21 protein-coding genes and 2 pseudogenes are annotated in these 23,879 nt (G+C 74.3%); 14 read left to right on the forward strand and 9 right to left on the reverse strand.

The window, feature by feature from the left end; all coding sequences use genetic code 11:
• The first annotated feature begins 19 nt into the window (after positions 1-19).
• Genes EFE23_RS01670 through EFE23_RS01680 form a run of 3 tightly spaced genes read left to right on the forward strand, consistent with a single transcriptional unit; the run spans position 20 to position 1,760 of the window.
• Positions 20-490, forward strand: coding sequence for an NUDIX hydrolase (locus tag EFE23_RS01670; RefSeq protein WP_123239076.1), 471 nt, complete (start codon positions 20-22; stop codon positions 488-490).
• Entirely contained in the window at positions 484-1,440 is a 957-nt protein-coding gene (locus EFE23_RS01675) for a ribonuclease HII (protein WP_123239077.1), read from the forward strand. Before EFE23_RS01670 ends, EFE23_RS01675 begins: the two co-directional genes overlap by 7 nt.
• Complete coding sequence (locus EFE23_RS01680) at positions 1,437-1,760, forward strand: DUF2469 domain-containing protein (RefSeq protein ID WP_007075222.1); 324 nt, start codon at positions 1,437-1,439, stop codon at positions 1,758-1,760. Before EFE23_RS01675 ends, EFE23_RS01680 begins: the two co-directional genes overlap by 4 nt.
• 155 nt (positions 1,761-1,915) lie before the next feature.
• Here EFE23_RS01680 and EFE23_RS01685 read toward each other — a convergent pair whose 3' ends face one another.
• On the reverse strand, positions 1,916-2,566 hold the full coding sequence (locus EFE23_RS01685) for a methyltransferase (protein WP_123239078.1): 651 nt from the start codon (positions 2,564-2,566) through the stop codon (positions 1,916-1,918).
• A gap of 128 nt (positions 2,567-2,694) precedes the next feature.
• Here EFE23_RS01685 and EFE23_RS01690 point away from each other — a divergent pair, with 128 nt between their 5' ends.
• Complete coding sequence (locus EFE23_RS01690; protein WP_123239171.1) at positions 2,695-3,474, forward strand: murein hydrolase activator EnvC family protein; 780 nt, start codon at positions 2,695-2,697, stop codon at positions 3,472-3,474.
• Here EFE23_RS01690 and EFE23_RS01695 read toward each other — a convergent pair.
• Entirely contained in the window at positions 3,408-4,589 is a 1,182-nt protein-coding gene (locus EFE23_RS01695; protein WP_123239079.1) for an aminotransferase class V-fold PLP-dependent enzyme, read from the reverse strand. The two genes, EFE23_RS01690 and EFE23_RS01695, sit on opposite strands and share 67 nt — an antisense overlap.
• Positions 4,590-4,664: 75 nt before the next feature.
• Positions 4,665-5,801, reverse strand: a pseudogene (locus tag EFE23_RS01700) (tyrosine recombinase XerC); the annotation flags it as partial.
• Between the two features lie 725 nt (positions 5,802-6,526).
• Here EFE23_RS01700 and EFE23_RS01705 point away from each other — a divergent pair.
• Complete coding sequence (locus EFE23_RS01705; RefSeq protein ID WP_123239080.1) at positions 6,527-6,868, forward strand: hypothetical protein; 342 nt, start codon at positions 6,527-6,529, stop codon at positions 6,866-6,868.
• Position 6,869: 1 nt separating this feature from the next.
• On the opposite strand, the pseudogene EFE23_RS01710 reads toward EFE23_RS01705, so the two are convergent.
• The 3 genes and pseudogenes from EFE23_RS01710 to EFE23_RS01720 all read right to left on the reverse strand — a co-directional run bounded on the left by EFE23_RS01710 (position 6,870) and on the right by EFE23_RS01720 (position 9,943).
• Positions 6,870-8,064, reverse strand: a pseudogene (locus tag EFE23_RS01710) (DNA-processing protein DprA).
• Positions 8,061-9,581 carry a YifB family Mg chelatase-like AAA ATPase gene (locus EFE23_RS01715; protein ID WP_123239081.1) on the reverse strand — a complete coding sequence of 507 codons (1,521 nt, stop codon included), beginning with the start codon at positions 9,579-9,581 and terminating at the stop codon, positions 8,061-8,063. The pseudogene EFE23_RS01710 and the gene EFE23_RS01715 overlap by 4 nt, the downstream one beginning before the upstream one ends.
• 2 nt (positions 9,582-9,583) lie before the next feature.
• Positions 9,584-9,943: a YraN family protein gene (locus tag EFE23_RS01720; RefSeq protein ID WP_123239173.1), complete on the reverse strand. Its 360-nt coding sequence runs from the start codon at positions 9,941-9,943 to the stop codon at positions 9,584-9,586.
• 219 nt (positions 9,944-10,162) lie between these two features.
• On the opposite strand from EFE23_RS01720, the gene EFE23_RS01725 reads away from it, so the two are divergent.
• The 8 genes from EFE23_RS01725 (at position 10,163) to EFE23_RS01760 (ending at position 19,195) form a co-directional block, all read left to right on the forward strand.
• A complete protein-coding gene (locus EFE23_RS01725; RefSeq protein WP_123239082.1) occupies positions 10,163-11,161 on the forward strand; it encodes a hypothetical protein in 999 nt (332 codons plus the stop codon).
• 464 nt (positions 11,162-11,625) lie between these two features.
• Complete coding sequence (rpsB, locus tag EFE23_RS01730) at positions 11,626-12,453, forward strand: 30S ribosomal protein S2 (protein ID WP_123239083.1); 828 nt, start codon at positions 11,626-11,628, stop codon at positions 12,451-12,453.
• 135 nt (positions 12,454-12,588) lie between these two features.
• Positions 12,589-13,416, forward strand: a complete 828-nt coding sequence (tsf, locus tag EFE23_RS01735; protein WP_123239084.1) for a translation elongation factor Ts — start codon at positions 12,589-12,591, stop codon at positions 13,414-13,416.
• A 165-nt stretch (positions 13,417-13,581) separates the two neighbouring features.
• On the forward strand, positions 13,582-14,349 hold the full coding sequence (gene pyrH / locus EFE23_RS01740) for a UMP kinase (protein ID WP_123239085.1): 768 nt from the start codon (positions 13,582-13,584) through the stop codon (positions 14,347-14,349).
• 85 nt (positions 14,350-14,434) lie between these two features.
• Positions 14,435-14,992, forward strand: coding sequence for a ribosome recycling factor (gene frr, locus EFE23_RS01745; protein ID WP_123239086.1), 558 nt, complete (start codon positions 14,435-14,437; stop codon positions 14,990-14,992).
• A gap of 261 nt (positions 14,993-15,253) precedes the next feature.
• Positions 15,254-16,738, forward strand: coding sequence for a phosphatidate cytidylyltransferase (locus tag EFE23_RS01750; RefSeq protein ID WP_123239087.1), 1,485 nt, complete (start codon positions 15,254-15,256; stop codon positions 16,736-16,738).
• Positions 16,739-16,842: 104 nt separating this feature from the next.
• Positions 16,843-17,988, forward strand: a complete 1,146-nt coding sequence (rlmN, locus tag EFE23_RS01755) for a dual-specificity RNA methyltransferase RlmN (protein WP_123239088.1) — start codon at positions 16,843-16,845, stop codon at positions 17,986-17,988.
• Between the two features lie 22 nt (positions 17,989-18,010).
• Complete coding sequence (locus EFE23_RS01760; protein WP_123239089.1) at positions 18,011-19,195, forward strand: DivIVA domain-containing protein; 1,185 nt, start codon at positions 18,011-18,013, stop codon at positions 19,193-19,195.
• Positions 19,196-19,273: 78 nt separating this feature from the next.
• Here the strand turns inward: EFE23_RS01760 and EFE23_RS01765 are convergent, their stop codons facing one another.
• Positions 19,274-19,498 (reverse strand): DUF2631 domain-containing protein, encoded by a 225-nt coding sequence (locus EFE23_RS01765; RefSeq protein WP_123239090.1) that lies wholly within the window; start codon positions 19,496-19,498, stop codon positions 19,274-19,276.
• Between the two features lie 272 nt (positions 19,499-19,770).
• On the opposite strand from EFE23_RS01765, the gene EFE23_RS01770 reads away from it, so the two are divergent.
• The gene (locus EFE23_RS01770; RefSeq protein WP_123239091.1) at positions 19,771-21,363 is read left to right on the forward strand and encodes a Rieske 2Fe-2S domain-containing protein; all 1,593 of its coding nucleotides are present in this window, start codon (positions 19,771-19,773) and stop codon (positions 21,361-21,363) included.
• On the opposite strand, the gene EFE23_RS01775 is transcribed toward EFE23_RS01770, so the two are convergent.
• On the reverse strand, positions 21,344-22,945 hold the full coding sequence (locus tag EFE23_RS01775) for a phytoene desaturase family protein (protein ID WP_123239092.1): 1,602 nt from the start codon (positions 22,943-22,945) through the stop codon (positions 21,344-21,346). The genes EFE23_RS01770 and EFE23_RS01775 overlap by 20 nt on opposite strands.
• Before the next feature lie 11 nt (positions 22,946-22,956).
• A complete protein-coding gene (locus tag EFE23_RS01780) occupies positions 22,957-23,838 on the reverse strand; it encodes a YhjD/YihY/BrkB family envelope integrity protein (protein ID WP_123239174.1) in 882 nt (293 codons plus the stop codon).
• Positions 23,839-23,879 lie beyond the last annotated feature (41 nt).

The following is a 23,879-nucleotide window of genomic DNA, read 5'->3' on the forward strand; positions in this document are numbered from 1 at the left end:
CGTCTGGCAGGCTTGGGCGGTGACCGTCTACACCCCTCGTCGCGCGGCCCGGGTGCTGCTCGTTGACGCGTCCGACCGGGTGCTCCTCTTCGCCGGCACCGATCCGGGCCGACCCGACCACTCCTACTGGTTCACCCCTGGCGGCGGGCTCGCGGCCGGGGAGACCCCGGCCGAAGGCGCGGCCCGGGAGTTGGCCGAGGAGACCGGCCTGCGGCTCGCCCCGGCGCAGTTCGGCGCGCCGGTCTGGGCCGAGACGGCCGAGTTCCCGTTCGACGGCGTCTGGTACCGCCAGGAGCAGGAGTTCTTCCTGGTCCGGGTGGGTTCCTGGGAGGTCGACACGGCGGGGTTCGACGAGGTCGAACGGGCCAGCGTGCACGGCCACCGCTGGTGGTCGCTCGACGAGCTGACCGCGACCGCCGAGCGGTACTATCCGCCCGACCTGCCGGACCGGCTCGCCGCCGTGCTGGCCGCCGGAGGTGCGCCGTGCTGACCCCTCCGCGTACGGTGGTCCGCCGCGAGGCCGGCCTCTACGCCCTGGAACGCGCGCTGCAACGGCGGGGCTTCCGGCACGTGGCCGGGGCCGACGAGGCCGGTCGGGGCGCCTGCGCCGGCCCGCTCGTCGCCGCCGCCGCGGTGCTGCCCGAGGGGCGGCGCGGTGAGATCGAGGGGCTGGCCGACTCGAAGCTGCTCACCCCGGCCAGCCGGGAGCGGATCTACGACGAGGTGGTGGCGCGGGCCCTGGCGTACGCGGTGGTGGTCATCCCCGCCGAGGAGGTCGACGCGCGCGGGCTGCACGTGTGCAACCTGGCCGCGATGCGCCGGGCGCTCGCCTCGCTGACCACCCGACCCGAGTACGTGCTGACCGACGGCTTCGGCGTGGACGGTCTGGACGTGCCGGGGCTGGCGGTGTGGAAGGGCGACCGGGTGGCCGCCTGCGTGGCGGCGGCCAGCGTGCTGGCCAAGGTGACCCGGGACCGGATCATGGTGGAGCTGGACGAGCGGTACCCGGGCTACGGCTTCGCCGAGCACAAGGGCTACATCACCACCGAGCACACCGCCGCGCTGCGGGCGCTCGGGCCGTGCCAGGAGCACCGCTTCTCGTACGTCAACGTGGCGGCCGTCTCGGGTCGGGACGGTGCGCCCCCGCGCTCCCGCCGGCCGGTGGCCGCCGGCCCGGCCGGCCCCGGCGGACGTGCGTCCGGGGTCCCGGACCAGCTTCCGTTGGATGTCCCCGACGGGCCCGGGCTGGGCGGCCTTTCGCCCGGCGGCCCGGACGGGCTTTCGCCCGGCGGCCCGGACGAGCTTCAGCGCGGCGGCCCGGACGAGCCGATGGAGCGCTCCGGCGCGTCAGGGGGTACCGTCGGCGTGGCGTTGGGCGAGCAGCCGCGACCCCCGGCGCCGGTGGGGGAAGATGTGGTCATGGAGGGCGGAGTGCGATGAGCGCGGAAGATCTCGAGAAGTACGAGACCGAGATGGAGCTGCAGCTCTACCGGGAGTACCGCGACATTGTCCGCCAGTTCTCCTACGTGGTGGAGACCGAGCGCCGGTTCTACCTCGCGAACCAGGTCGATCTGCACGTCCGCAACTCAGACGGCGAGGTCTACTTCGAGGTCGAGATGCACGACGCCTGGGTGTGGGACATGTACCGCCCCGCCCGCTTCGTCAAGAATGTCCGAGTGATGACATTCAAGGACGTCAACGTGGAAGAGCTCGAAAAGCCCGACATCTCCCTTCCCGCAGATTCCGGATTCGGCGGCTGACCCGGTCCCGGCGCCGCGGCGGCTCCGCGCCCCGGCCGCCGGTGGCGAATCACCCCGCGAGCACGACCACCTCGACCCGCCGCACCAGGTTGTCGGCGGACCCGCCCCGGTTCCACGGCTGCTGACGGGCTAGCCGGCTGTCCCTCGCATGGGCGTCACGGGTGGGTGAGCCGGTCGTAGCCGACGAACTCGAACATCGTCGCCCCGGTCTCGAGCGGGCGCGGCGGGCCGGTGAAGCGGTGCACCCCCACCCCGACCCCGTCCGCGGGGCTGCTCACCATGACCGGCACGAAACCCTCCTCGGCGAACCACTCGCAGATGGTGGGCACCAGGTCCGGCTCACGGCGGTGCCGGGTCCAGAAAACCGTGCCGCCGGTGGCGCAGAGCGCGGCGCAGTGCCGGACGGTGTTCCGGATGTCAGCGTCGATGATGTTGCCGAAGATGCCGCAGGCCAGCACGAGGTCCGCCGGCGCCAGGTCCGCGTACCGGTCGGTGCCTGCCGCGTCCCCGACCACCACCTCCACCCGGCTCAGGCCGGCCTCGGCGGCGGCCCGGCGGGCCACCTCGGCGTTACGCGGGTCCAGCTCGACCAGGCGGGCGGTCACGTCGTCGCGCCGGGGGTGGGCGGCGAGCACCGGGATCAGGTCGTGCCCCTGACCGGCGCAGAGGCTGATCGCCCGCAACGGACCGGCCGGCGCCCGGTCCAGCGCCTCCCGGACGCGGAGCCGTATCTCGGCCAGCCGCCGGGACAGGGCCGATTCCGGCTGGTCGTAGTCGGCGTGCCAGGCGTACCAGTCCTTTGTCACGCGGCCAGCATAGGCGGGCACATAGCAGATCAGCGCCCCGCGCGGTGCCCGTGCACAGCCGGGCCGCTGTCCACAGTGCGTGTATCGGGCGCTGGTCACCGGTGCTGGCCGTGGGGCAGGGTGCGGCCATGCCGAAGCTCCTTCGTTCCACCGTCCCGGCCCTCTGCGTGCTGCTGCTCGTCGGCCCGACCTCCGCCGGGTCGGCCGCGGCCCGTTCCGCTCCGGCGTTCGTCGGCTCCGCCCCGGCCTCTGCCCGTCCCGCCCGGGCGTCCGCGCACCCCGCCTCGCCTCTTGCCGGCCCCGCGTCGGTCGGCGCGAGGCGTCCGGTCGACCGTCTGTCCGATGCCAACGGTGCCGATCGCGCCGGGGTCGGATCGTCGGGCACGCCGGCGGCCGGCGGCCCGGCCGCGCGGTTCGACTGGCCGCTGGCCGGCCCGCCCCGGCCGGTGCGCCCCTTCGACCCGCCGCCGCAGCGGTGGTTGCCCGGGCATCGCGGGGTGGACCTCGCTGCCACCCCGGGGCTCGCGGTCCGCGCCGCCGGCCCCGGCGTCGTGCTCTTCGCCGGCCCGGTAGCCGGCCGTCCGGTGCTCACCATCGGCCACGGCGGCGGCCTGCGGACCACCTACGAGCCGGTCCGCGCCGGGCTGCCGGTCGGTGCCCGGGTGGCGACCGGCACGCCGGCCGGCACCCTGCTCGCCGGCCACCCCGGCTGCCCGGCGGCGGCCTGCCTGCACTGGGGGCTGCGCCGGGGTGACGAGTACCTCGACCCGCTCGCCCTGCTCGGTCTCGGTCGGGTGCGGTTGCTCCCACTCGACCCGGCCGCCGTGGCCCCCGACCCGGGTCAGCCCTGGGCGAGCAGCGCGGGGAGGCGGACCGCCAGCCGGTCGTACTCGTCCGGGTTGTTGTAGACCTGCCCGCACAGGCGCAACCAGCCCCGGCCGTTCCAACCGGCCACCGACACCTCGGCGGCGAGCTGCTCGGCGATCCGGGCGCGCAGCGCCCGTGCCGCGTCGATCGTGGTGGCGACCCCGGGCGGCAGTGGAACCAGTCGCATCGCGACCGTCGGTCCGCCGGGCTCCGGCAGGTCGGCGGGCGCCACCCCGAGCGCGTCCCCGACCACCCGTTGCCCGTACGCGGCCAACGCGGCGTTGTGTGCGCGTACCCGGTCCAGGCCGAGGCTGCGCAGGGTGAACAGCCCCACCGGGGCGGCCAGCCAGGGGGTGTAGTCCAGCGTCGCCTGCCACTCGACCCGGGTCGGGAAGCCGGTGTCCTGCTCCCACGAGACCACCAGCGGCTGGATCCGCTCCCGCCAGGGCTCGGCCACCACCAGCGCAGCGGTGCCCCGGGGCGCGTACGCCCACTTGTGCAGGTTGCCGACCCAGAAGTCGGCGCCCACCGAGGCGACCGTGATCGGCAGCATGCCCGGGGCGTGCGCCGCGTCGACCAGCACCGGCACCCCCTGCTCCCGGGCCACCCCGACGATCGCGGCGGTGGGGAAGAGCCGGGCCGTGGGTGAGGTGATCTGGTCGACGATCAGCAGCTTGGTACGCCCCGGCCGCAGCCCGGCCCGGATGATCTCGACGATCTCCTCGTCGGTGGCGGCCAGCGGCACCGGCACAGTCCGGGACACCGCCCCGGTCCGCCGGCACTCCCGCGCCACCGAGAACGCGACCGCGCCGTACCCGTGGTCGGTGCTGAGCACCTCGTCGCCGGGGCGCAGGCCGAGGGACTGGAGCACGATCGCCACACCCGTCGTGGCGTTGCCCACCAGCGCCGTACCGTCCGGGTCCGTGCCCAGGAACCCGGCCAGATGCCGCCGGGTGTGGGTGATCCGGTCGACGAGGCCCTGGGTGAAGAAGCGGAGCGGGTTCGACTCCATCTCGTCACGCAGCCGCTGCTGGGCGCGCTGTACGCCGATCGGCACCGCGCCGAACGACCCGTGGTTGAGGTGGCTGACCGACGGGTCGAGCGAGAAGAGCAGTCGAGCCCCGGGAATCGGCTCGGGCGGCTGCGGGACCGTCATCGGCCGATCGTAGCCCGCCGTGGATCATCAACTCGCGGTTCTTCCACCCTGCCCACCCGGCGGCGGTCGCACTGGTCAGGCCCGCGGGTGCGCCTGCCGGTACGCCGCACGCAGCCGTTCCACCGACACGTGGGTGTAGATCTGGGTGCTGGCCAGCGAGGAGTGCCCGAGCAACTCCTGGACGGCCCGCAGGTCCGCGCCCCCCTCCAGCAGGTGGGTGGCGGCCGAGTGCCGCAGGCCGTGCGGCGTCGTCCGGGGCAGGCCGGCGGCCGCGGCGTATCCGGCGACGATCCGGCGGGCAGTGGTCGGGTTGAGCCGCCCGCCCCGCGTTCCGAGCAGCAGCGCCGAGCCCGAGCCGGGAGCGGTCAGGGCCGGCCTGCCCCGGTCCAGCCACGCGTCCAACGCGCGCTGCGCCGGCACCCCGTACGGCACCGCCCGTTCCCGTCGGCCCTTGCCGAGCACGCGCACCACCCGGCGGGCGTGGTCGACGTCGGTGAGGTCGAGGCCGCACGCCTCGCTGATCCGTACCCCGGTGCCGTAGAGCAGTTCGAGCAGCAGCCGGTCGCGCAGCACCACGGCCTCGTCGCTGCGCGCGGTCAGCGGCGTCCCGTCCGGCCCGCGGTCCGCGGCGGGCCCCTGGCCGGGCCTGTGGTCCGCGTCCGGGGTCCCGGCCGGCGCGGCGTTCCCGTCTCCCGGCGACGCCCCACCGCGGGTCCGGCGTGGAGCCGCCAGCAACGCCGCGGCGTCCGACGTTGCGTCCTCGGTCCGGCGGTGACCTTCCATCAGCGCGGCGGTCTCCGGCGTCCGGGCCGCGGTGCGGAGCGGTGCCTCCATCAGCGCGGCGGCCTGGTCGGCTCGCAGGACGGTGGGCAGTTCACGCCGGGCCCGGGGACTGGCCAGGGCGGCGGCCACGTCGGTGGGAAGCAGACCGGCGCGATGCGCCCACGCGGTGAACGTGCGCGCCGAGGCGGCCCGACGGGCCAGGGAGGTCCGGGCGGCACCCATGGTCCGCTGTTTCGCCAGCCAGCTCCGCAGCACCGTCAGGTCCAGCTCCGCCAGGTCGGCGCAGCGCATCCGCACGGCGTGGTCGAGCAGGGAGACCAGATCGGTGACGTACGCCCGCACCGTGTGCGCCGACCGGTTACGCACCCGGGCCAGGTGGTCGGCGAAGTCGTCCACCGCCTCCCGCATCTCGGGCGGCAGCGCCGCGTGCGCCGCCCGGGTGCCGCTCACCGGCACCCCCCGCCGCCCGTCACGGGCGACCAGCGGCCGGACCGGCCGGACCGCGCCTCTGGGCGAATGCCGGGGAACCGGCGGCACCGGCTGTTCCCTGCACCCGAGCCGTGGCCAAGGCGCCGGCTGGTCCGTGCGCCCGTACCGGCGCCGGGGGACCGGCCGCCCGGGCCGGGGCGGACGCTGCTGTCGGCGGACATCTTCCCAGCCTACGGCGCGGACGTCGGTTCGGCCGATCGCCGACGCGGGGATCGCGGAAAGCCGGTGCGGCTGCCACGTCGGCGCGCTCACATCCGGCATGACGTCCCCAGTGGAACCGTTCCCGGTGCGAGCCTCGTCGGGCGACGCGGGCGGCGGCACACGTCCCGGCATACGGGCCGCGTGGCGACTCAGCCGTCGCCGTCCGGCCAGCCGGGGCCCGGTCCCCGCCGTCGCTGGCCGGCGGCACGCCGCGCGGGGTGGCCGAACCGGGCCTGGACAGGAGAAACTGTTCCTACGAAAAGGACGGTGGCGACCGGGCCGGGTGTGAGGATGTCCCGGCAGCCCGCGCTGCCGGGACAGGCGGCTCCCGCACCGTGGGAGCGGTCGGGAGCGGTGGGCGAGAGACGTGCCCCGGGGCGGTGGCGCGGAAGGGCGATTCGCGAGTCGGACGGAGCGGGCGTCGGCCCCGGGGAAGCGGCGCTCACGGGAGGAGGGGACTCGACGTGGGTGTGGATGCCGTCCTATACCGGCTGGTGCGCGCCGGACCTGCCCGTCGCCGGCCGTCGTACGTGGCGTCGGAGGTGGTGGCGGATCCCGACGACGTGCTGCTGGACCTGCTCAAGCGGGTATGCGGCGGGGGACGGACGCCCCTGCTGGATCGCGTCGACCCGCTCGGCGAGCTGGTGGTGAGCCCCGGGTCCGCGCCGCAGCTGCTCGCCGAGTTGCGCTGCCTCGCCGAGGTGGCCCGGGCGCCGGCGGAGATGGAGCGTATCCGGCGGCTCGCATCGCTCGCCCGGCGCTGCCTGAACACCCGCGACGTCGAGATCCGCTTCGAGAGCGACTGACTCAACCACGCCCACCCGACCGCGCCGACCCGGACGGTGCCAGGGCGTACCCGTCGTCGCGGCGGACCACCAGGCCCAGTTCCTCCAGCATGGACAGCTTCCGCATCGCGGTGCGCAGGGCCACCCCGGCGCGCGAGGCGACGCTCTCCACGGCGAGTGCCTTGCGCCGGGGCAGTGCCTCCAGCACCTGGGTCGCCTCGTCGTCGAGCCGGTCGCGCAGACGTTCCGGCGCCCGGGCCGGTGGGGCGAGGTCGTAGCCGATCCGTCCCACCTCCTCGAGCACATGGGCGATGCCGGTGACCAGCCGGGCCCCGGGCTGCGCTCGCAGCAGCTCGTGCGCCCCCACCGACATGGCCGAGGTGACCGGCCCGGGCACCACCATTCCGGGTCGGCCCACCCCGAGCGCCCGGTTCAAGGTCTGGGTGGCGCCGCTGCGGGCCGCCGCCTCCACCAGCACGGTGCCCAGGGTGGCGGCCGCGATGACCCGGTTGCGGATGAGGAACCGCGGCCGCAGCGGCTCGGCCCCCCGGCATCCACTCGCTGATCAGCAACCCGGTCTCCGCGATCCGGTCGAACAGCGCGGTGTTGCCCACCGGATAGGGACGGTCCAGGCCGCAAGCCAGCACCGCCACCGTGAGCCCTCCGGCGGTGAGTGCGCCCCGGTGCGCGGCGGAGTCGATGCCGAAGGCCCCGCCGGAGACTACCGTCCAGTCCCGGTCGGCCAGCCCGTAGCCCAGCTCGGTGGCGACGTGCGTGCCGTACGGGGTGGCCGCCCGGGCGCCGACCACCGCCACCGACCGGTCGAACGCCTCCGCCAGCGGCCACGCGCCCAGGGCCCAGAGGCAGAGCGGAGGAGCCGTGTTCAGGTCGACCTTGCGCCCGGTCCCGGACAGCCGGAGCCGCCGCAGCTCCGCGACCCGGCCGGGCCACTCGTCGTCCTCGGGTGTGACCAGCCGCGCGCCGAGTCGCTCGGTCCGGGCCAGCGCCTGCTCGGCCACCGCCCGGACGTCCGCGTCGGCGGACCGGGCCGCCACCGCCGTCCGGAGCGCCCGGTCCGGTGCCCCGCCGTCGAGGAGCAGGTCCAGTGCGGCCACCGGCCCGAGTTCGTCGACCAGCCGGTGCACGGCCCAGGTGCCGGGCTCGGCGAGCCAGGTGAGCGCCACCCGGGCCACCCGCACCGCTGCCGTGGCGGTCATGCGCCCTCTCCCATCCGTAGGTGGATGGCCTCCGCGATGTCCCCGCCGTCCGGGCGGTCCCGGCCGTCCAGGTCGGCGATGGTCCAGGCGAGCCGGACGACCCGGTCGAAGCCCCGCGCCGACAGCGACCCGGAGTCGAGGCGCCTGCGCAGCTCCCGGGTGTCCCGCCCGGGCAGCCGCCAGGGCGGTCGGCGCAGGTACGGGCCGGGGACGTCGGCGTTCACCCCGTGGCCGGTGTCCGCCCACCGCGCCGCGGCGGCCCGGCGGGCGGCCGCCACCCGGCTGGCCACGAGCCCGGAGGGCTCGCTCGGCGCACCGGTCTCCAGCAGTTCCGCGGCGCGTACGGGCAGCAGCCGAACCTGGACGTCTACCCGGTCCAGCAGTGGCCCGGAGAGCCGGCCCAGGTAGCGCCGCCGCGCCAGGGGAGTGCACTCGCAGTCGACGTCCCCCGACGGCTTCGCGCACGGGCAGGGATTGGCGGCCAGCACCAGTTGCGTCCGGGCCGGGTATTCGGTGGCGCCGCCGGTCCGAGCGACCCGTACCCGGCCGCTCTCCAACGGCTGGCGCAGCGCCTCCAGGGCCGCCTTGCTGAACTCGGGCGCCTCGTCGAGGAAGAGCACGCCACGGTGCGCCAGCGACACCGCCCCCGGGCGGGCCAGACCGGATCCACCGCCGACCAGCGACGGCACCGTCGCGGTGTGGTGCGGCGCCTGGAACGGCGGGCGGCGCAGCAGCCGCCCTCCGGGCGGGAGCAGGCCGGCGATGGAGTGCAGTGCGGTGACCTCCAGGGCGGGCTCGTCGTCCAACTCGGGAAGGATCGACGGGAGCCGCTCGGCCAGCATGGTCTTGCCGGCGCCCGGCGGCCCGAGCAGCGCCAGGTGGTGCCCGCCCGCCGCGGCCACCTCCAGGGCCCGGCGACCCAGCCGCTGACCGGCCACCTCGGCCAGATCCGGCCCGTCCGGGGCGGGCGTCGGCTCGGCCTCCGGCGGTGGCAGCAGCGGGGTGCCGTCGCGGACGAAGGCGACCAGCCGGTGCAGGGTGTCGACGGCCCGGACCCGGACACCGGGGATCACCGCCGCCTCGGCCGCGTTGCCGATCGGCACCACCACCCGGTCCAGTCCGGCGTGCGCCGCGGCGGCGACCATCGGCAGCACGCCCCGTACCGGCCGGACGGTGCCGTCGAGGCCGAGCTCGCCGAGGACCACCGTCCGGTCCAGCGGCAGCAGCGGCAGTTCGCCCGAGCCGCCCAGCACCGCCGCCGCGATGGCCAGGTCGAACGCCGATCCGTACTTGGGCAGGGTGGCCGGGAGCAGGTTGAGGGTGATCCTCCGGTTGGGCCACTTCTGGCCGGAGTTGACGATGGCGGCCCGGACCCGGTCCCGGGCCTCGTGCAGGGCCGTGTCGGGCAGCCCGGAGATGACCACCCCGGGCAGCCCGGGGGCGAGGTCGGCCTCCACCTCCACCACGTGGCCGGTCACGCCGACCAGGCCGACGCAGAGCACCTTCGCGTAGCTCATGGTCAGAACGCGCCCTTCAGGTGCTCCACCCGGGCCGAACCGGCGGCGGACAGCCGGACGGAGAGCACGTCGAAGCGGACCTCGTCGGCGGTGGTCCCGGTCTCGGCGAGCCAGCGCGCGGCGAGGCCGCGCAGCCGTCGGGCCTTCGCCGGCACCACCGCCTCCGCCGGGGTGCCGAACTCGTCCGTACGGCGGGTCTTCACCTCGCAGAAGGCGAGCACCGAGCCCTCCCAGGCGATGATGTCGATCTCCCCGTCGGGGCAGCGCCAGTTCCGCGCGACCGGACGCAGCCCCGTCTCGATCAGGTATCGGACCGCGCACCGCTCGCCGTACGCGCCGACGGCCTGGTTCCGCTTCGTCATGCCCGTCACGGTGCGCCCGGTCGGGCCGGCGTCACCGTCCCGGACCCGCGTCCTGTGGACGACGGGGGCGCCTGTGGACGGGCGGACGATCATGGGTCCGCTGTGCTACCCGGCGCGGACGGCGCCACGCTCCGCCCTGCCGGTCGCCGGGCACACCCGCATCGACCAGCGCCGACGTGGCCCGGGACCGGATGGCGCGGGTGGGTCCGGTGGCATACCGTGCCGGTCGTGGACGGACGACGGAGCTTTCCCGAGGATCAGCAGGGGTCGCGCTGGGGCGATCACGGGTACGCCGAACCGGACTGGCGGGCGGCCGGCGAGCCGCGCTACCGCGACGACGACTTCCGCCTCCCGGAGCAGCGCACCGGAGAGGGCCGGCACGGCGACGCCGGGCGGTTCGGGGCGGCCGACCCGCTGGGCGACGACGGCGACGGCTGGCGGTCGCGCCGGGCGGACGACCCCTCGGAGATCTCCGGCGAGCTGCCGGGCGAGCGGGTCGGCCGCCGGGCGGCCCGCGAGACCGGTGACGCGCACGGCGGCGTCGCGCGGGACGGCGGTGCGGATGCGCTGCGCGGCTACCCGGTGGTCGAGCCCGGCCGTCCCAGCGAACCGGCCAACTCCGGCCCGATGGGCGGCTACCCGGTCGTCGAGCCCGGCCGCTCCGCCGAACCGGCCGGCTCCGGCCCGGTGGGCGGCTATCCGGTCGTCGAGCCGGTCCGTTCCGCCGAGCCGGCCTTCGCCGCTCCGGCACCGGTCACCGTCGGTGACCGTACGGGCCACGGTGCGGCCGCCCCGCTGACCGTGGGGGAGCGGCCGCAGCCGGGCGAGCCGGGGCTCGCGCCGCATCCGCTGGAGATGCCGACCGGGCCGATGCCGTCGGTGGCGCCCCGGCTGGACGTGCCGCCGCCGGGGGACGGGGTCTACCGGACCCGCCGGCCCGCGCTCGCGGTGCTGCTGGCGGTGATGGTGCTGATCCTGGAGGTCCCGGCGCTGCGGGTGCTGGCGTACGGCCTGACCGGTGACCCGGTCTCCGCCGCGCACGTGGTGGTGGGGATGTTCCTGGTGGTCGGGCTGCCGATCTTCGGCACCGGCCTGTACGGGCTGCGCACCGGTGGGCTGGCGCTCGCCGACGGCAGCCGGGGCTGGCTGCGGCCGCCGACCGCGTACCTGACCGTCGGCCTGGTCCTCTTCGTGGCCGCCGCGCTCGCCGCCCGCTGAACCCCGCCGGCCCCGCACCCGTCGCGCCGGCGCGGGCCACGCACCGGGTGATGATCCACTCGACCTGCGGCAGGTGGCGGTGTCGCCGGGCGCGGACGGCCCGAGATGCGGCATCCGGAGTCGATCATGAGGCCGGGCCAGCCGGGCCAGCCGGGCCAGCCGGGCCAGCCGGGCCAGCCGGGCCAGCCGGGCCAGCCGGGCCAGCCGGGCGACCCGAGGGCGGGTGGCGTGGCCGGAATGGGGCGTCCCCGCACCCCGGGGCCGGGGCGCGGGGAAGGGGCGTACACTGGTCGACTGGCGACCGCCTCGTGCGGTCGACCTCGCGTGCCCTCTCCACGGACCTCTCGTGGGGCGACGGCCTCCCTGGTCCCGATCTTGATCGGGCCCATCATGGCCGGCGACCGGGCGCCAGGCGTCCGGCCGCCGGCCGGACGGACAACCAGGGACGACTAGGAGTACCCACCATGGCCGTCGTGACCATGCGTCAGCTGCTGGAGAGCGGTGTCCACTTCGGGCACCAGACCCGGCGCTGGAACCCGAAGATGAAGCGCTTCATCTTCACCGAGCGCAACGGTATCTACATCATCGATCTGCGCCAGACCCTCGACTACATCGAGAAGGCGTACGACTTCGTGCGCACCACGGTGGCCGGGGGCGGCAGCATCCTCTTCGTCGGCACCAAGAAGCAGGCCCAGGAGGCCATCGCCGAGCAGGCGACCCGGGTCGGCCAGCCGTACGTGAACCACCGCTGGCTCGGTGGCATGCTGACCAACTTCCAGACGGTTTACAAGCGGCTGCAGCGGATGAAGGAGCTGGAGGCCCTGGGTGACCTGAGCGGCACCGCCGCCGGTTACACCAAGAAGGAGACCCTGCAGCTCTCCCGTGAGAAGGAGAAGCTGACCAAGACCCTCGGTGGTCTGCGCGACATGCAGAAGCTCCCGGCCGCGGTCTGGGTGGTGGACACCAAGAAGGAGCACATCGCCGTCGACGAGGCCCGCAAGCTGGGCATCCCGGTGATCGCCGTGCTCGACACCAACTGCGACCCGGACGAGGTCGACTTCCCGATCCCCGGCAACGACGACGCGATCCGCTCGGCCGAGCTGCTGACCAAGGTCGTCGCCGCCGCGGTCGCCGACGGTCTGATCGCCCGCTCCGGCCGCGGCCGCGGTGCCGAGGAGAAGCCCGAGCCGGGCCAGGTCGGCGCCGACGAGCCGCTGGCCGAGTGGGAGCGCGAGCTGCTCGAGGAGCCCAAGAAGGGCGACGAGCAGCCGGCGACCGCCGCCGCGGAGTGATCGCGCCGTCGCGTCCCCACCGTCCGATTTCCCGGCCGGTGGGGCGCGGCGGGTACGCCGGGCACAACCGGCCCGGATCCGGGTAACCGGCAGCCAGACCATCCCACCGCAGTCTCAACCACCGAAGAGAGAGTCATGTCCAACTTCACCGCCGCGGACGTCAAGAAGCTCCGCGACCTCACCGGCGCCGGCATGATGGACTCCAAGAAGGCGCTGACCGAGGCCGAGGGCGACTTCGACAAGGCCATCGAGATCCTGCGCGTCAAGGGCGCCAAGGACGTCGGCAAGCGGGCCGGCCGCACCGCCGCGAACGGTCTGATCGCGCACTCCGGCACGTCGCTGCTGGAGCTCAACTGCGAGACCGACTTCGTCGCCAAGAACGACGCCTTCATCGCCCTGGCCCAGCAGCTGGTCGAGCACGGCGAGAACAGCGGCGCGACCAACGCCGAGGAGCTTCTCGCCAGCACCCTCGACGGCAAGCCGGTGGCCGACCTGATCCAGGAGCAGTCCGCCAAGATCGGCGAGAAGCTGGTGCTCAACCGCTTCGCCAAGCTGGACGGCACCACCGCGGTCTACCTGCACCGCAAGAGCCAGGACCTGCCGCCGGCCGTCGGCGTGCTGGTGCAGTACGCCGGCAAGACCGACGAGGCCGCCGACGCCGACGCCCGTGGCGTGGCCATGCAGATCGCCGCCATGCGGCCGAAGTACCTGACCCGCGACGAGGTTCCGGCCGACGTCGTCGAGTCGGAGCGGCGCATCGCCGAGCAGACCGCCCGCGAGGAGAACAAGCCCGAGGCGGCGCTGCCGAAGATCGTCGAGGGCCGGGTCAACGCCTTCTTCAAGGACTACGTCCTGGTCGAGCAGTCCTCGGTCGCCGACAACAAGAAGACGGTGAAGCAGGTGCTGGCCGAGGCCGGCATCGAGGTGACCCGCTTCCTGCGGTTCGAGGTCGGCCAGGCCTGAGCCGCCGCCCCGGGCGCAGGACGCGCCCGGGGCAGGGAAGAACGTCGACGAGGAGGCCGCCGGTGTACGTGACAGGCACCGCGGCCTCCTCGTCACATAGGGTCGGCAACGGCAGTTACGCGGTACGCGGCGCCCACGGGGTGCGCGACGGAAGGGGCGGGGCGGATGACGCAGGTTGTGAGTGACCGGAGCCTGGCGGTGGATGACCCCACCGCCCCGCCGCCCGGTCGGGCCCGCCGGGTGGTGCTGAAGCTCTCCGGCGAGGTCTTCGGCGGCGGCGCGATCGGCGTCGACCCGGACGTCGTGCAGGCCATCGCCCGGCAGATCGCCACGGTGGTACGCCGGGGCGTGCAGGTCTCCGTGGTGGTCGGCGGGGGCAACTTCTTCCGCGGCGCCGAGCTGCAGAAGCGCGGCATGGACCGGGCCCGGGCCGACTACATGGGCATGCTCGGCACGGTGATGAACTGCCTGGCCCTCCAGGACTTCCTGGAGAAGGAGGGCATCGAGACCCGGGTGCAGAGCGCGATCACCATGGCCCAGGTCGCCGAGCCGTACATCCCGCTGCGGGCGATCCGGCACCTGGAGAAGGGCCGCGTGGTCATCTTCGGCGCGGGCGCCGGCATGCCGTACTTCTCCACCGACACCGTCGCCGCCCAGCGGGCGCTGGAGATCCGCGCCGACGTGGTGCTGATGAGCAAGAACGGGGTGGACGCGGTCTACACCGCCGACCCCCGGGTCGACCCGACGGCGAGCAAGCTCGACTCCATCACCTTCTCTGAAGTGCTGCGCCGCAACCTGCGGGTCGCCGACGCCGCGGCCTTCAGCCTCTGCATGGAGAACGGCCTGCCGATGCTGGTCTTCGGCGCCCAGGGCGACGACACCATCGTCCGCGCCGTCGGCGGTGAGAAGATCGGCACGCTGATCACCGCCTGATCGGCCCCGTCCGAGCCGCAGCGGTCCTCCGGCCCAGCAGCACCAGCACAGCCACGACGAGCGACAGAAGGAGGCGAGGAGACCGGTGATCGACGACACCCTCCTCGAGGCAGAGGAGAAGATGGAGCGTGCCATCGAGCACGCCAAGGAGGAGTTCGGCGGGATCCGCACCGGTCGGGCCAACGCCGCGATGTTCTCCCGGATCGTCATCGACTACTACGGCAGCCCGACCCCGCTGCCCCAGATGGCGTCCATCGCGGTTCCCGAGCCGCGCATGGTGATCATCAAGCCGTACGACAACTCGCAGCTGGGCGCCATGGAGAAGGCGATCCGCGACTCCGACCTCGGCGTGAACCCGAACAACGAGGGCAACCAGCTGCGCATCCTGCTCCCGCAGATGACCGAGGAGCGGCGCCGCGAGATGATCAAGGTCGCCCGACACAAGGGCGAGGAGGCCAAGGTCGCCGTCCGCAACATCCGCCGCAAGGGCAAGGAAGAGCTGGACCGGCTGGTCAAGGACGGCGAGGTCGGCGAGGACGAGGGCCGCCGCGCCGAGAAGGACCTGGACGACCTGACCCAGCGCTTCGTCGGCACCGTCGACGAGCTGGTCAAGCACAAGGAGAACGAGCTGCTCGAGGTCTGAGCGGCCGGTTGTACCCGGCACGGCACCGGTGTGCCGCCGCCCCGTCCGGGCCGGCGGGCCCGGTGCCGTCGTCGATCCGGGGCCATCGTCCGCCGTGCCGGGTTCCCGGGTGCAGTAGGCTCGGCACGATTCCCGACCACCACCGGGTGAACGACGGGAATCAGCCGGCCGGCGGGTCGGTCAACCAGAGCAGTCGCGCCTGTAGGGGATGGTCTTGGTCTTGCGTCTCGTGGTGGCACTCGTACCGTTTCCCGGTGCGTGATGTCCCACCCCGAACCCTACGGCACCACCGAGCCGCGCGGCTGGGACCGTCCCGAGCGCCCGCTGCCCTGGCCGGAGACCGACATCGAGCCCGGGCCCTGGCAGCGGTCGGGCGGCGCTGAGGCGTACGCCGGACCGTACGGCCGTCCCCAGCCCACCGCCGACCCGTACGGGCGGCCCGGTGACGGGTACGCCGGGCCGCGTGACCGCGGCCCGTACGACGAATTTCCGGCCTCCGGGCGGCGGGACGACGCGCGGAGCCGGGAGCGCGGCCCCCGGGACGCGGACCGGGCCTACGCCGGCCACCGCGGGCCGCGCGACCGGGGCTACGACCCGGGCCACGACGACCCCCGCGACCGGGGCTACGACCCGGGGCCGCGCGAGCGCGACCTCGACCCCGGCTACGCCGTCGACCGGCGCGACCGGGGCTACGGCCCGGGTCCGCACGACCGGGGTCACGAGGACTCCCGCGACCTCGGCCACCGGCTCGATCCGCGCGGCGGGGACGACGAGTACCCGACGGCGCAGATCGCACCGGTCCGGGACGAACCGACCGCCCAACTCGCGGCGGTCCCCGGCGAGCCCGACCCGGAGCCGCCGGCCGGGCGCCGGACGCGGGGCCGGCGGCGGGCCAGCGCGGACCGGCCGCCGACCGTCCAGGCGGCGTCGGGGCGGGCCGGCCGCAACCTGCCGGCCGCGATCGGCGTCGGGCTGGCTCTCGGCGCGGCGATCGTCGTACCGCTCTTCTTCTACCTGCCGGCGTTCCTGGCCGTGATCGCCGCCGCGGTGGCGATCGGGGTCTGGGAGATGGCCCGCGCGGTCCGCCGCAGCGGCGCCCACCCGCCGCTGGTGCCGCTGATCGCCGGCGGCGTGATCACCGTCGGCCTGGGCTGGTTCGCCGGTCCGGACGCGCTGAGTCTCGGCCTGCTGGTCACGGTGCTCGGCACGATGATCTGGCGGCTCGGCGACGGCCCCGGCAACTACCAGCGCGACCTGACCGCGGCCACCCTGATCGCGGTCTACGTGCCCTTCCTCGGCGGCTTCGCGGCGATGCTGGCCGCCGCGCCCGGCGACGGGCACCTGCGGGTGCTGGTCACCCTGGTCGCCGTGGTGCTCTCCGACACCGGCGGGTACGCGGCCGGCGTCGCCTTCGGCAAGCACCCGATGGCCCCCACGATCAGCCCGAAGAAGTCCTGGGAGGGCTTCGCCGGGTCGGTGACCGCGGCCGCCGCCGGCAGCGCCCTGCTGCTCTGGCTGCTGCTCGACGTGGTCCCCTGGTGGGGCGCGCTGTTCGGTGTCGCGATCTCCTGCGCGGCCGTCCTCGGTGATCTCGCCGAGTCGATGATCAAGCGGGACCTCGGGGTGAAGGACATGAGCAACCTGCTCCCCGGGCACGGTGGCCTGATGGACCGGCTCGACTCGATCCTGTTCGCGGTGCCGACCGCGTACCTGCTGCTCGCGGTCTTCGTCCCGTCGGCGGGCTGAGGGATGAATCACCTGCGCGGGCGCGCATCCGCCGGCCGGTCGGGGCCGATTCGGCACCTACGGACGGGTGCGTCCCGCTCCGGGCGTGTCAGACTGGACGCGCCATGACGAGCCTCCCCGTGATCCCCGTGGACCCCGACGCCCGCGGCCGCCGACCCGCGATGCCGCCCCGCCACCTCGCCGACCTGGACCTGCCGGGCCGGCAGGCGCTCGTCACCGAGCTGGGCGAGCCGGCGTTCCGCGCCAAGCAGGTCTCCAACCACTACTTCGGTCGGCTGGTGCGCGATCCGGGGCGGATGACCGACCTGCCGGCGGCCACCCGGGAGCGGCTGGCCGGTTCGCTGCTGCCCACGCTGCTCACCCCGGTACGCGAGCTGGCCTGCGACGACGGCGCCACCCGCAAGGCGCTCTGGCGGCTGCACGACGGCTCGCTGGTGGAGAGCGTGCTGATGGGCTACCCGGACCGGGTCACCGTCTGCATCTCCAGCCAGGCCGGCTGCGGCATGGCCTGTCCGTTCTGCGCCACCGGCCAGGCCGGGCTGACCCGCAACCTCTCCACCGCGGAGATCGTCGACCAGGCCGTCTATCTCGCCGGGGTGGCCGCCTCGGGCGCGGTGGCCGGCTCGCCGTCGCGCCTGTCGCACGTCGTCTTCATGGGCATGGGCGAGCCGCTGGCCAACTACTCCCGGGTGGTGGCGGCGATCCGCCGGTTGGTCGCGCCGGCCCCGGAGGGGCTGGGCCTGTCGCAACGGCACATCACCGTTTCCACGGTCGGCCTGGTGCCGGCCATCCGCCGACTGGCCAGCGAAGACCTCTCGGTGACCCTTGCGTTGTCGCTGCACGCCCCCGATGATGGGCTGCGCGACGAACTCGTCCCGGTCAACCAGCGCTGGAAGGTGTCCGAGGTGCTGGACGCGGCATGGGACTACGCGGACTCGACGGGCCGTCGCGTGTCGATCGAGTACGCGATGATCAAGGACGTGAACGACCAGCCGTGGAGAGCCGATCTGCTCGGGCGGCTGCTGGCCGGCAAGCTGGCCCACGTGAACCTCATCCCGCTCAATCCGACTCCGGGCAGCCGCTGGGACGCCAGCCCGAAGCCGGTCGAGCGGGAGTTCGTCCGGCGGTTGCGCGACGCCGGGGTGTCGACCACGGTGCGGGACACCCGGGGGCGCGAGATCGACGGCGCGTGTGGGCAGCTGGCCGCCGCCGAGGACAGGGACATCGACCCGCGCACCGCGACGGCGTAGCGGTACGAGACCAGGAGACATAGTGGCGAGTCAGGGTCAGCGTTTCCGGCGTAAGGCGCTCCGCCGGGGATACAAGGTCGACGAGGTCGACGCCTTCCTGGACCGCGTCGAGGCGACACTCGCCGGTCAGCCGGTCGGCGCGCCCGTGGCCTCCCAGGAGGTCCACGACGTCGTCTTCCGGGTCCGGTTCAACGGCTACGACGAGTGGCAGGTCGACCTGCACCTCGACCGGGTCGAGCGGCAGCTGGCCGAGCTCGAGGAGCGCGGCGGCCCGGCTGGCGGGCGCGGCGGTGACCCGCGCATGGCGGACCGGATGGGCCCGCCGATGCGCGACGACCGCGGGCTCTCGCCCGTGCCGCAGCCCCCGATGCCGCCGCGGCAGATGCCCGCGCAGGCCGGCCCGCCCGCGGACCGCTACGGGAACCGTTACGACGAGCCCACCGGCGCCTTCGCCGCGGGTGGGTACGAGGGCCGCCGGGTGAACTACGAGCCGCCGCGCGGCCCGGGCGGCCCCGGCCCGATGGGCCCGGGTGGCCCCGGCGCGATGGGCCCGGGTGGTCCGGGTGGTCCCGGCCCGATGGGCCACGGCGGCCCACCGTCGCGGGGCCTTCCGCCCGGCCCGGCCGGTTACGGCCAGGACGATCGCCCGGCCGGTTACGGCCAGGACGATCGCCCGGGTGGCTACGGCCCGGACGAACGGTTCGACGGGTTCGAGGCCGGCCGGCGTGGCCGGACCGACATGACGGCCGAGATCCGGATGCCCGAGCGGGACCTGCGTGACCTGCGTCGTGGTCCGGCCGGCCCGCCGCCGCTGCCGCAGCAGGGCTTCGGTGGCGGCCCCGACCAGGGCTACGGTCCGGGCCCGGACCAGGGCTACGGCCCCGGTCCCGGCATGCCCGGCCCGCCGCCGATGGCCGGCCCGCCGATGGTGGGTCCGCCGATGGCCGGCCCGCCCGGCAGCGACCTCTACCGGGTCGACCAGATCCGCCGCAGCTTCCAGGTGCGCCGCTTCGGCAGCGGGTACGACCCCGACCAGGTCGACCGGTTCTTCGAGACCCTGCTCGGCGGGATGCAGGGCCGCAACCCGATGCCGGTGAACCCGAACGACCTGGACACGCTGCGCTTCGGCCTGGTGCCCGGCGGCTACTTCGAGGCCGAGGTCGACGCCGCGCTCAAGGACGTGCAGGACATCCTCCTGGGTCGCTGACCGACCGGGAACGACGACGAGGGCCCGCCCCCGGCCGGGGGCGGGCCCTCGCACGTGGCGGTCGAGCGCGATCGAAGGTCAGGACCGCAGGCCGTTGCGCCGCAGCACGCTGTCGCCGATCACGATGGCCAGCAGCAGCGCGGCGAGCCCGATCAGCCAGATGTCCTCGACCTTGCCCTCGTGGTTGCCGCAGAACGCCATGATCACCAACACCACCGCCGACAGCACCGCACCGATCCGTCCGGACTTGCGGTGTCCGGGCTTGTGCTGATCTGGCGCGGTTACCGGCTCGCTTCCTGCCACTGTCGGTCCTTCCCTCGCGATCGGATCTCCGGTTAGTCTGGCACGCCCCGCGGCGGCCCCGGTGCGGGGTCCGCCCTGATCGGGCCGTCGGGACGAGATCGGGCCGTCGGGACCAAGCGGGCCGTCGGGACGAGGCGGGTGCCGGGGCGCCGGGGCCGTTGGTCCCGTTCCCGGCCGGGCGGAAGGGCACTACCGGCGTCGCGGGACGCCGACCACACTGCCTCCGGTAGCGTCTTCACGTACGCCTGATTGTCTTTTTGAGGGGGACTGCGGTGCGAGTGACCGGTACGGGACATGCCAGCATGCGGATCGACACGGCCGCGGGCAGCATCCTGTGCGACCCGTGGGTCAATCCCGCCTACTTCGCCTCCTGGTTCCCCTTCCCGGACAATTCCCGCCTCGACTGGGCGAGCCTGGGCCAGGTCGACTACCTCTACGTGTCGCACCTGCACCGGGACCACTTCGACGCGAAGCACCTGCGGGACTTCGTGTCCAAGGACGCCACCGTCCTGCTGCCCGAGTTCCCCACCTCGGAGATGGAGGACGAGCTGCGGGCGCTGGGCTTCACCAAGTTCCTCAAGGCGCCGAACGAGCAGGTCGTGGAGCTGCCCGGCGGGCTGAAGATCATGATCCAGGCGCTCACCAGCCCCACCGACGGGCCGATCGGCGACTCCTCGCTCTGGGTGGAGTACGACGGGGTCCGGCTGCTCAACCAGAACGACGCCCGCCCGACCGACCTGAGCGTCTTCGCCGAGCTGGGCCACGTGCACGCGCACATGCTCCAGTTCTCCGGCGCGATCTGGTATCCGATGGTCTACGAGCTGCCGCAGGCGGCGAAGACCGCGTTCGGCAAGCAGAAGCGGGACCGGCAGTTCGACCGCACCTGGCGGTACATCGACGACCTGAAGGCGGACCACGTCTTCCCGATCGCCGGGCCGCCGTGCTTCCTCGACGACGAGCTGTGGCAGTTCAACGACATCTTCGGCGACGAGGGCAACATCTTCCCCGACCAGTCGGTCTTCCTCGCCGAGTACGCGAAGGTCGGCGGCACCAACGGCATCGTGCTCCTGCCCGGCAGCGTCGCGGAGGTCACCACCGAGGGCACGACCACCACCCACCCGGTGCCGGTCGAGGAGTTCTTCGCGAACAAGGTCGCCCACCTGGAGGAGATGCGGGAGCGTAAGCGCCCGATCATCGAGGCCGAGAAGGCGTCCTGGCGGCACCCCGAGGTCGACGTGCTCGGCGAGATGAAGCGCCGGATCGAGCCGCTGCTCGACGAGTCGATCTACCTGGCCAAGGGGGTCGGCGGCCCGGTCCGCTTCGACCTGGTGGGGTACGACGGGGAGAGCGTCGAATCCATCGTGGTCGACTTCCCGGGCAAGGAGGTCCGGCCGTACGCGGACGAGAAGGTCCGCTACCGGTTCCGCACCGAGCGGGCGCTGATCGAGCACCTGCTGCACATCGGCGAGGTGGACTGGGTCAACTCGCTCTTCCTGTCCTGCCGGTTCTCCGCGGCCCGGATCGGGCAGTACAACGAGTTCGTCTACGCCTTCTTCAAGTGCCTCTCCGAGGAGCGCCTCCAGTACGCCGAGGGCTGGTACGACGAGCACGAGCGGGCGGTCGACGCCGAGGACATCACGCTGGACGGCTGGGTGGTGCAGCGCCGCTGCCCGCACCTGAAGGCGGACCTGAGCCGGTTCGGCATCGTCGACGGCGACCAGCTCACCTGCCAGTTGCACGGCTGGAAGTTCGACCTGGCCAGCGGCCGCTGCCTGACCAGTGTCGGCCACAAGATCCGCGCCCACCGCGCGGACGCGGACAACCCGGCCCCCGCCGGAGAGGCGGTCAGCGGCCCAGGTCGCTGAGGATGCGCTGGGCGGCGTTGTGCCCGGCGGCGCCGATCACGCTGCCCGCCGGGTGGCAGCCGGCGCTGCCCGCGTACACGCCGTCGACCCCGGTCGCGTAGGGCATCCGGTCGGTGAAGGAGACGGTGTTGTCGACGTGGTGGATGTGCCCGCCGGTGATGCCGAAGTGCGCCTCGATGCCGGGCGGCGGCAGCGGCACCGCGTCGGCGATCAGGTCCCCGCTCCCCGGGGCGTACCGCTCGCAGATGGCGATCAGCTTCTCCGCGTAGCCGGGCAGCGCCGCGTCCCAGGTCGTGCCGGCCAGCTCGTAGGGGACCGACTGGACGAACAGCGCCGAGGAGTGGTGCCCCGCACCGTCGGAGAGCGACGGGTCGACCGTGGTGTGCAGGTACCACTCGATGGTGGGTTCCTCGGGCAGCCGCCCGGCCTGCACGTCCGCCCACATCGCGCGCAGCGCGGCCAGCGGTGGCTCGCCGCCGGCGCCGACCAGCGAGGCCGAGCCGGGGAGCAGGTGGATGGTCGAGCCGAACGGGCTCGGCGCGTCCGCCGGCAGGCAGGAGAAGCGGGGCAGCCCGGTCAGCGCCAGGTTGAGCTTGAGCGTGGTGCCGGGGCGGCGGACCGCCGCCATCCGGTCGGTGAGGGCCGCCGGGAGCGCGCCGTCGGGCAACAGCCCCATCAGCCGGTACGGGTCGCAGGCGCCCAGCACCACGGAGGCGGCCACCGCCCGGCCGTCGGCGAGCACCACCCCGCTGGCCGCGCCGTGGTCCAGCGTGATCGCGGTGACCGGCGTACCGGTCACGATGCGGGCCCCGGCGGCGCGGGCGGCCTCGGCGAAGGTCCGGGAGACCGTGCCCATCCCGCCCTGGGCGATCATCCAGGTGCCGTCCGAGCCGGGCAGCCGGCACATGTTGTGCACCAGGAAGTTGTGCCCGGTGCCGGGGTCGTCCGGCCCGGCGTTGAGGCCGGAGAGGCCGTCGGTGACCGCGTACATGCTGACCAGCAGCTCGGAGCGGAAGTCGAAGCGGGCCAGGTAGTCGACGACCGAACCGCGGACCAGGTCGACGAAGACCTGCCGCAGGGCGGGGCGGACGTACCGCTCGGCGGTCTCCTCCACCGGCAGCGGCTCGGCCAGCCAGGCCGGGGCCAGGTCCGCCCGGAGGTGGGCCAGTTCGGCCTGGAGGGCGTCGTCGGCGGCCACGTCCTCGGGCGAGAAGAACTCGGCGAGCTGCCGCCGGGTGGCCGCGGTGTCGCTGCCGAAGAGCAGGTACGGCGAGCCCGGCCCGCCCGGGGTGGGCAGGAAGTAGTGCGGGTCGCGGCGCAGCACCGGGATCTTCACTTCCAGCGTGGCCAGCAGCTCCGGCGGCATCAGCCCGAGCAGGTACGAGCCGGTGGAGTGCCGCAGCCCCGGCACCTTGGGGAACGGATTCTCCGTCCGGGTGGCCCCGCCGATCACCTCGGCGGCCTCCAGCACCAGCACGTCCAGCCCGGCGCGGGCCAGCAGGATCGCCGATACCAGCCCGTTGTGCCCGGAGCCGACCACGACGACGTCGGCGCGGCCCGGCAGCTCACTCGCTTCGCTCATACCCGCGCACCCTAGCCCCGCCCGCCGCCGCCCGGCAGTCCCTCCGCTGACCTGCGTGCCGCGAGGCGGACGGCGCGCCAGCGGCTCAGGGCCAGGGTGGCGGAGTAGCCGGCCAGGACGATCACGTGGAACAGGTAGAGCCAGAGGAGCACCGCCACCCCGGCGCCGATCGCGGTGAACCCGCCGAACGGCAGGCCCAGGTTCAGCGGCAGCGAGCAGAACAGCACGAAGCCGTGCAGGAACCCGGAGAGGTTGGCGGCGGTGAACGAGCCCATGCCGAGGGTGGCCAGCCAGTCGGGGGAGGCCGGACCGACCACCCGGAACACCCACATCAGCACCGGGGTGAGCACCAGCCACACCGCCAGGAACGACAGCACCACGCCCAGCGCCCCGGCCCAGCCGCCCTGCCGGACCAGCCGGGTGGTCAGCGGCAGCGCCACCAGGATCGACAGCAGCAGCGCGGGGGCCGGGGCGAGCAGCGGGAGCAGCAGCAGCCGGCCCCGCCAGCCCACCAGCGCGCCGGACTCGCCGCCGCCCGGCTCGGCCACCGAGACGAAGGCGCGGCGCAGCCCCTCCCCGTACAGCGACGCGGGCAGCAGCGAGGAGAGCGCGAGCAGCGGGGTGAGCCCCAGCCCGGCCTCCACCAGCGCGGCCACCGCCCGGTTGGCGCCGATGTCGGTGGGCAGCGTGTTGATCGCGTACGAGGTTAGCCGGCGGACGTGGTCGTCGCCGGCGACCAGCCCGGTGAGCCAGATCGCCAGCAGCGCCACCGGCACCACCGCGATCGCCCCGTAGAAGGTGATCGCGGCCGCGTGCAGCGACAGGTCCCGCCCGCGAACCGGCCGGAACGCCGCGCCGGCGATCCGCTTCGTCCGCTGCCATCCCGTACCCACCGGGACCTCCTTCCCCGGGTTGCCCGGCGGCACGCATTACG

The sequence above is a fragment of the Micromonospora solifontis genome (assembly GCF_003725545.1).
In the GTDB taxonomy this organism is placed as follows: Bacteria; Actinomycetota; Actinomycetes; order Mycobacteriales; family Micromonosporaceae; genus Micromonospora; species Micromonospora solifontis.

Excerpts from the sequence above, each read along its gene's own strand:
- EFE23_RS01715 (WP_123239081.1), bottom strand. The coding sequence starts at position 9,581 with ATGAGCTACGCGAAGGTGCTCTGCGTCGGCCTGGTCGGCGTGACCGGC.
- EFE23_RS01690 (WP_123239171.1), top strand. The coding sequence starts at position 2,695 with ATGCCGAAGCTCCTTCGTTCCACCGTCCCGGCCCTCTGCGTGCTGCTG.
- rlmN (WP_123239088.1), top strand. The coding sequence starts at position 16,843 with ATGACGAGCCTCCCCGTGATCCCCGTGGACCCCGACGCCCGCGGCCGC.
- EFE23_RS01695 (WP_123239079.1), bottom strand. The coding sequence starts at position 4,589 with ATGACGGTCCCGCAGCCGCCCGAGCCGATTCCCGGGGCTCGACTGCTC.
- pyrH (WP_123239085.1), top strand. The coding sequence starts at position 13,582 with ATGACGCAGGTTGTGAGTGACCGGAGCCTGGCGGTGGATGACCCCACC.
- rpsB (WP_123239083.1), top strand. The coding sequence starts at position 11,626 with ATGGCCGTCGTGACCATGCGTCAGCTGCTGGAGAGCGGTGTCCACTTC.
- EFE23_RS01680 (WP_007075222.1), top strand. The coding sequence starts at position 1,437 with ATGAGCGCGGAAGATCTCGAGAAGTACGAGACCGAGATGGAGCTGCAG.
- EFE23_RS01720 (WP_123239173.1), bottom strand. The coding sequence starts at position 9,943 with ATGACGAAGCGGAACCAGGCCGTCGGCGCGTACGGCGAGCGGTGCGCG.
- tsf (WP_123239084.1), top strand. The coding sequence starts at position 12,589 with ATGTCCAACTTCACCGCCGCGGACGTCAAGAAGCTCCGCGACCTCACC.
- EFE23_RS01750 (WP_123239087.1), top strand. The coding sequence starts at position 15,254 with ATGTCCCACCCCGAACCCTACGGCACCACCGAGCCGCGCGGCTGGGAC.
- EFE23_RS01775 (WP_123239092.1), bottom strand. The coding sequence starts at position 22,945 with ATGAGCGAAGCGAGTGAGCTGCCGGGCCGCGCCGACGTCGTCGTGGTC.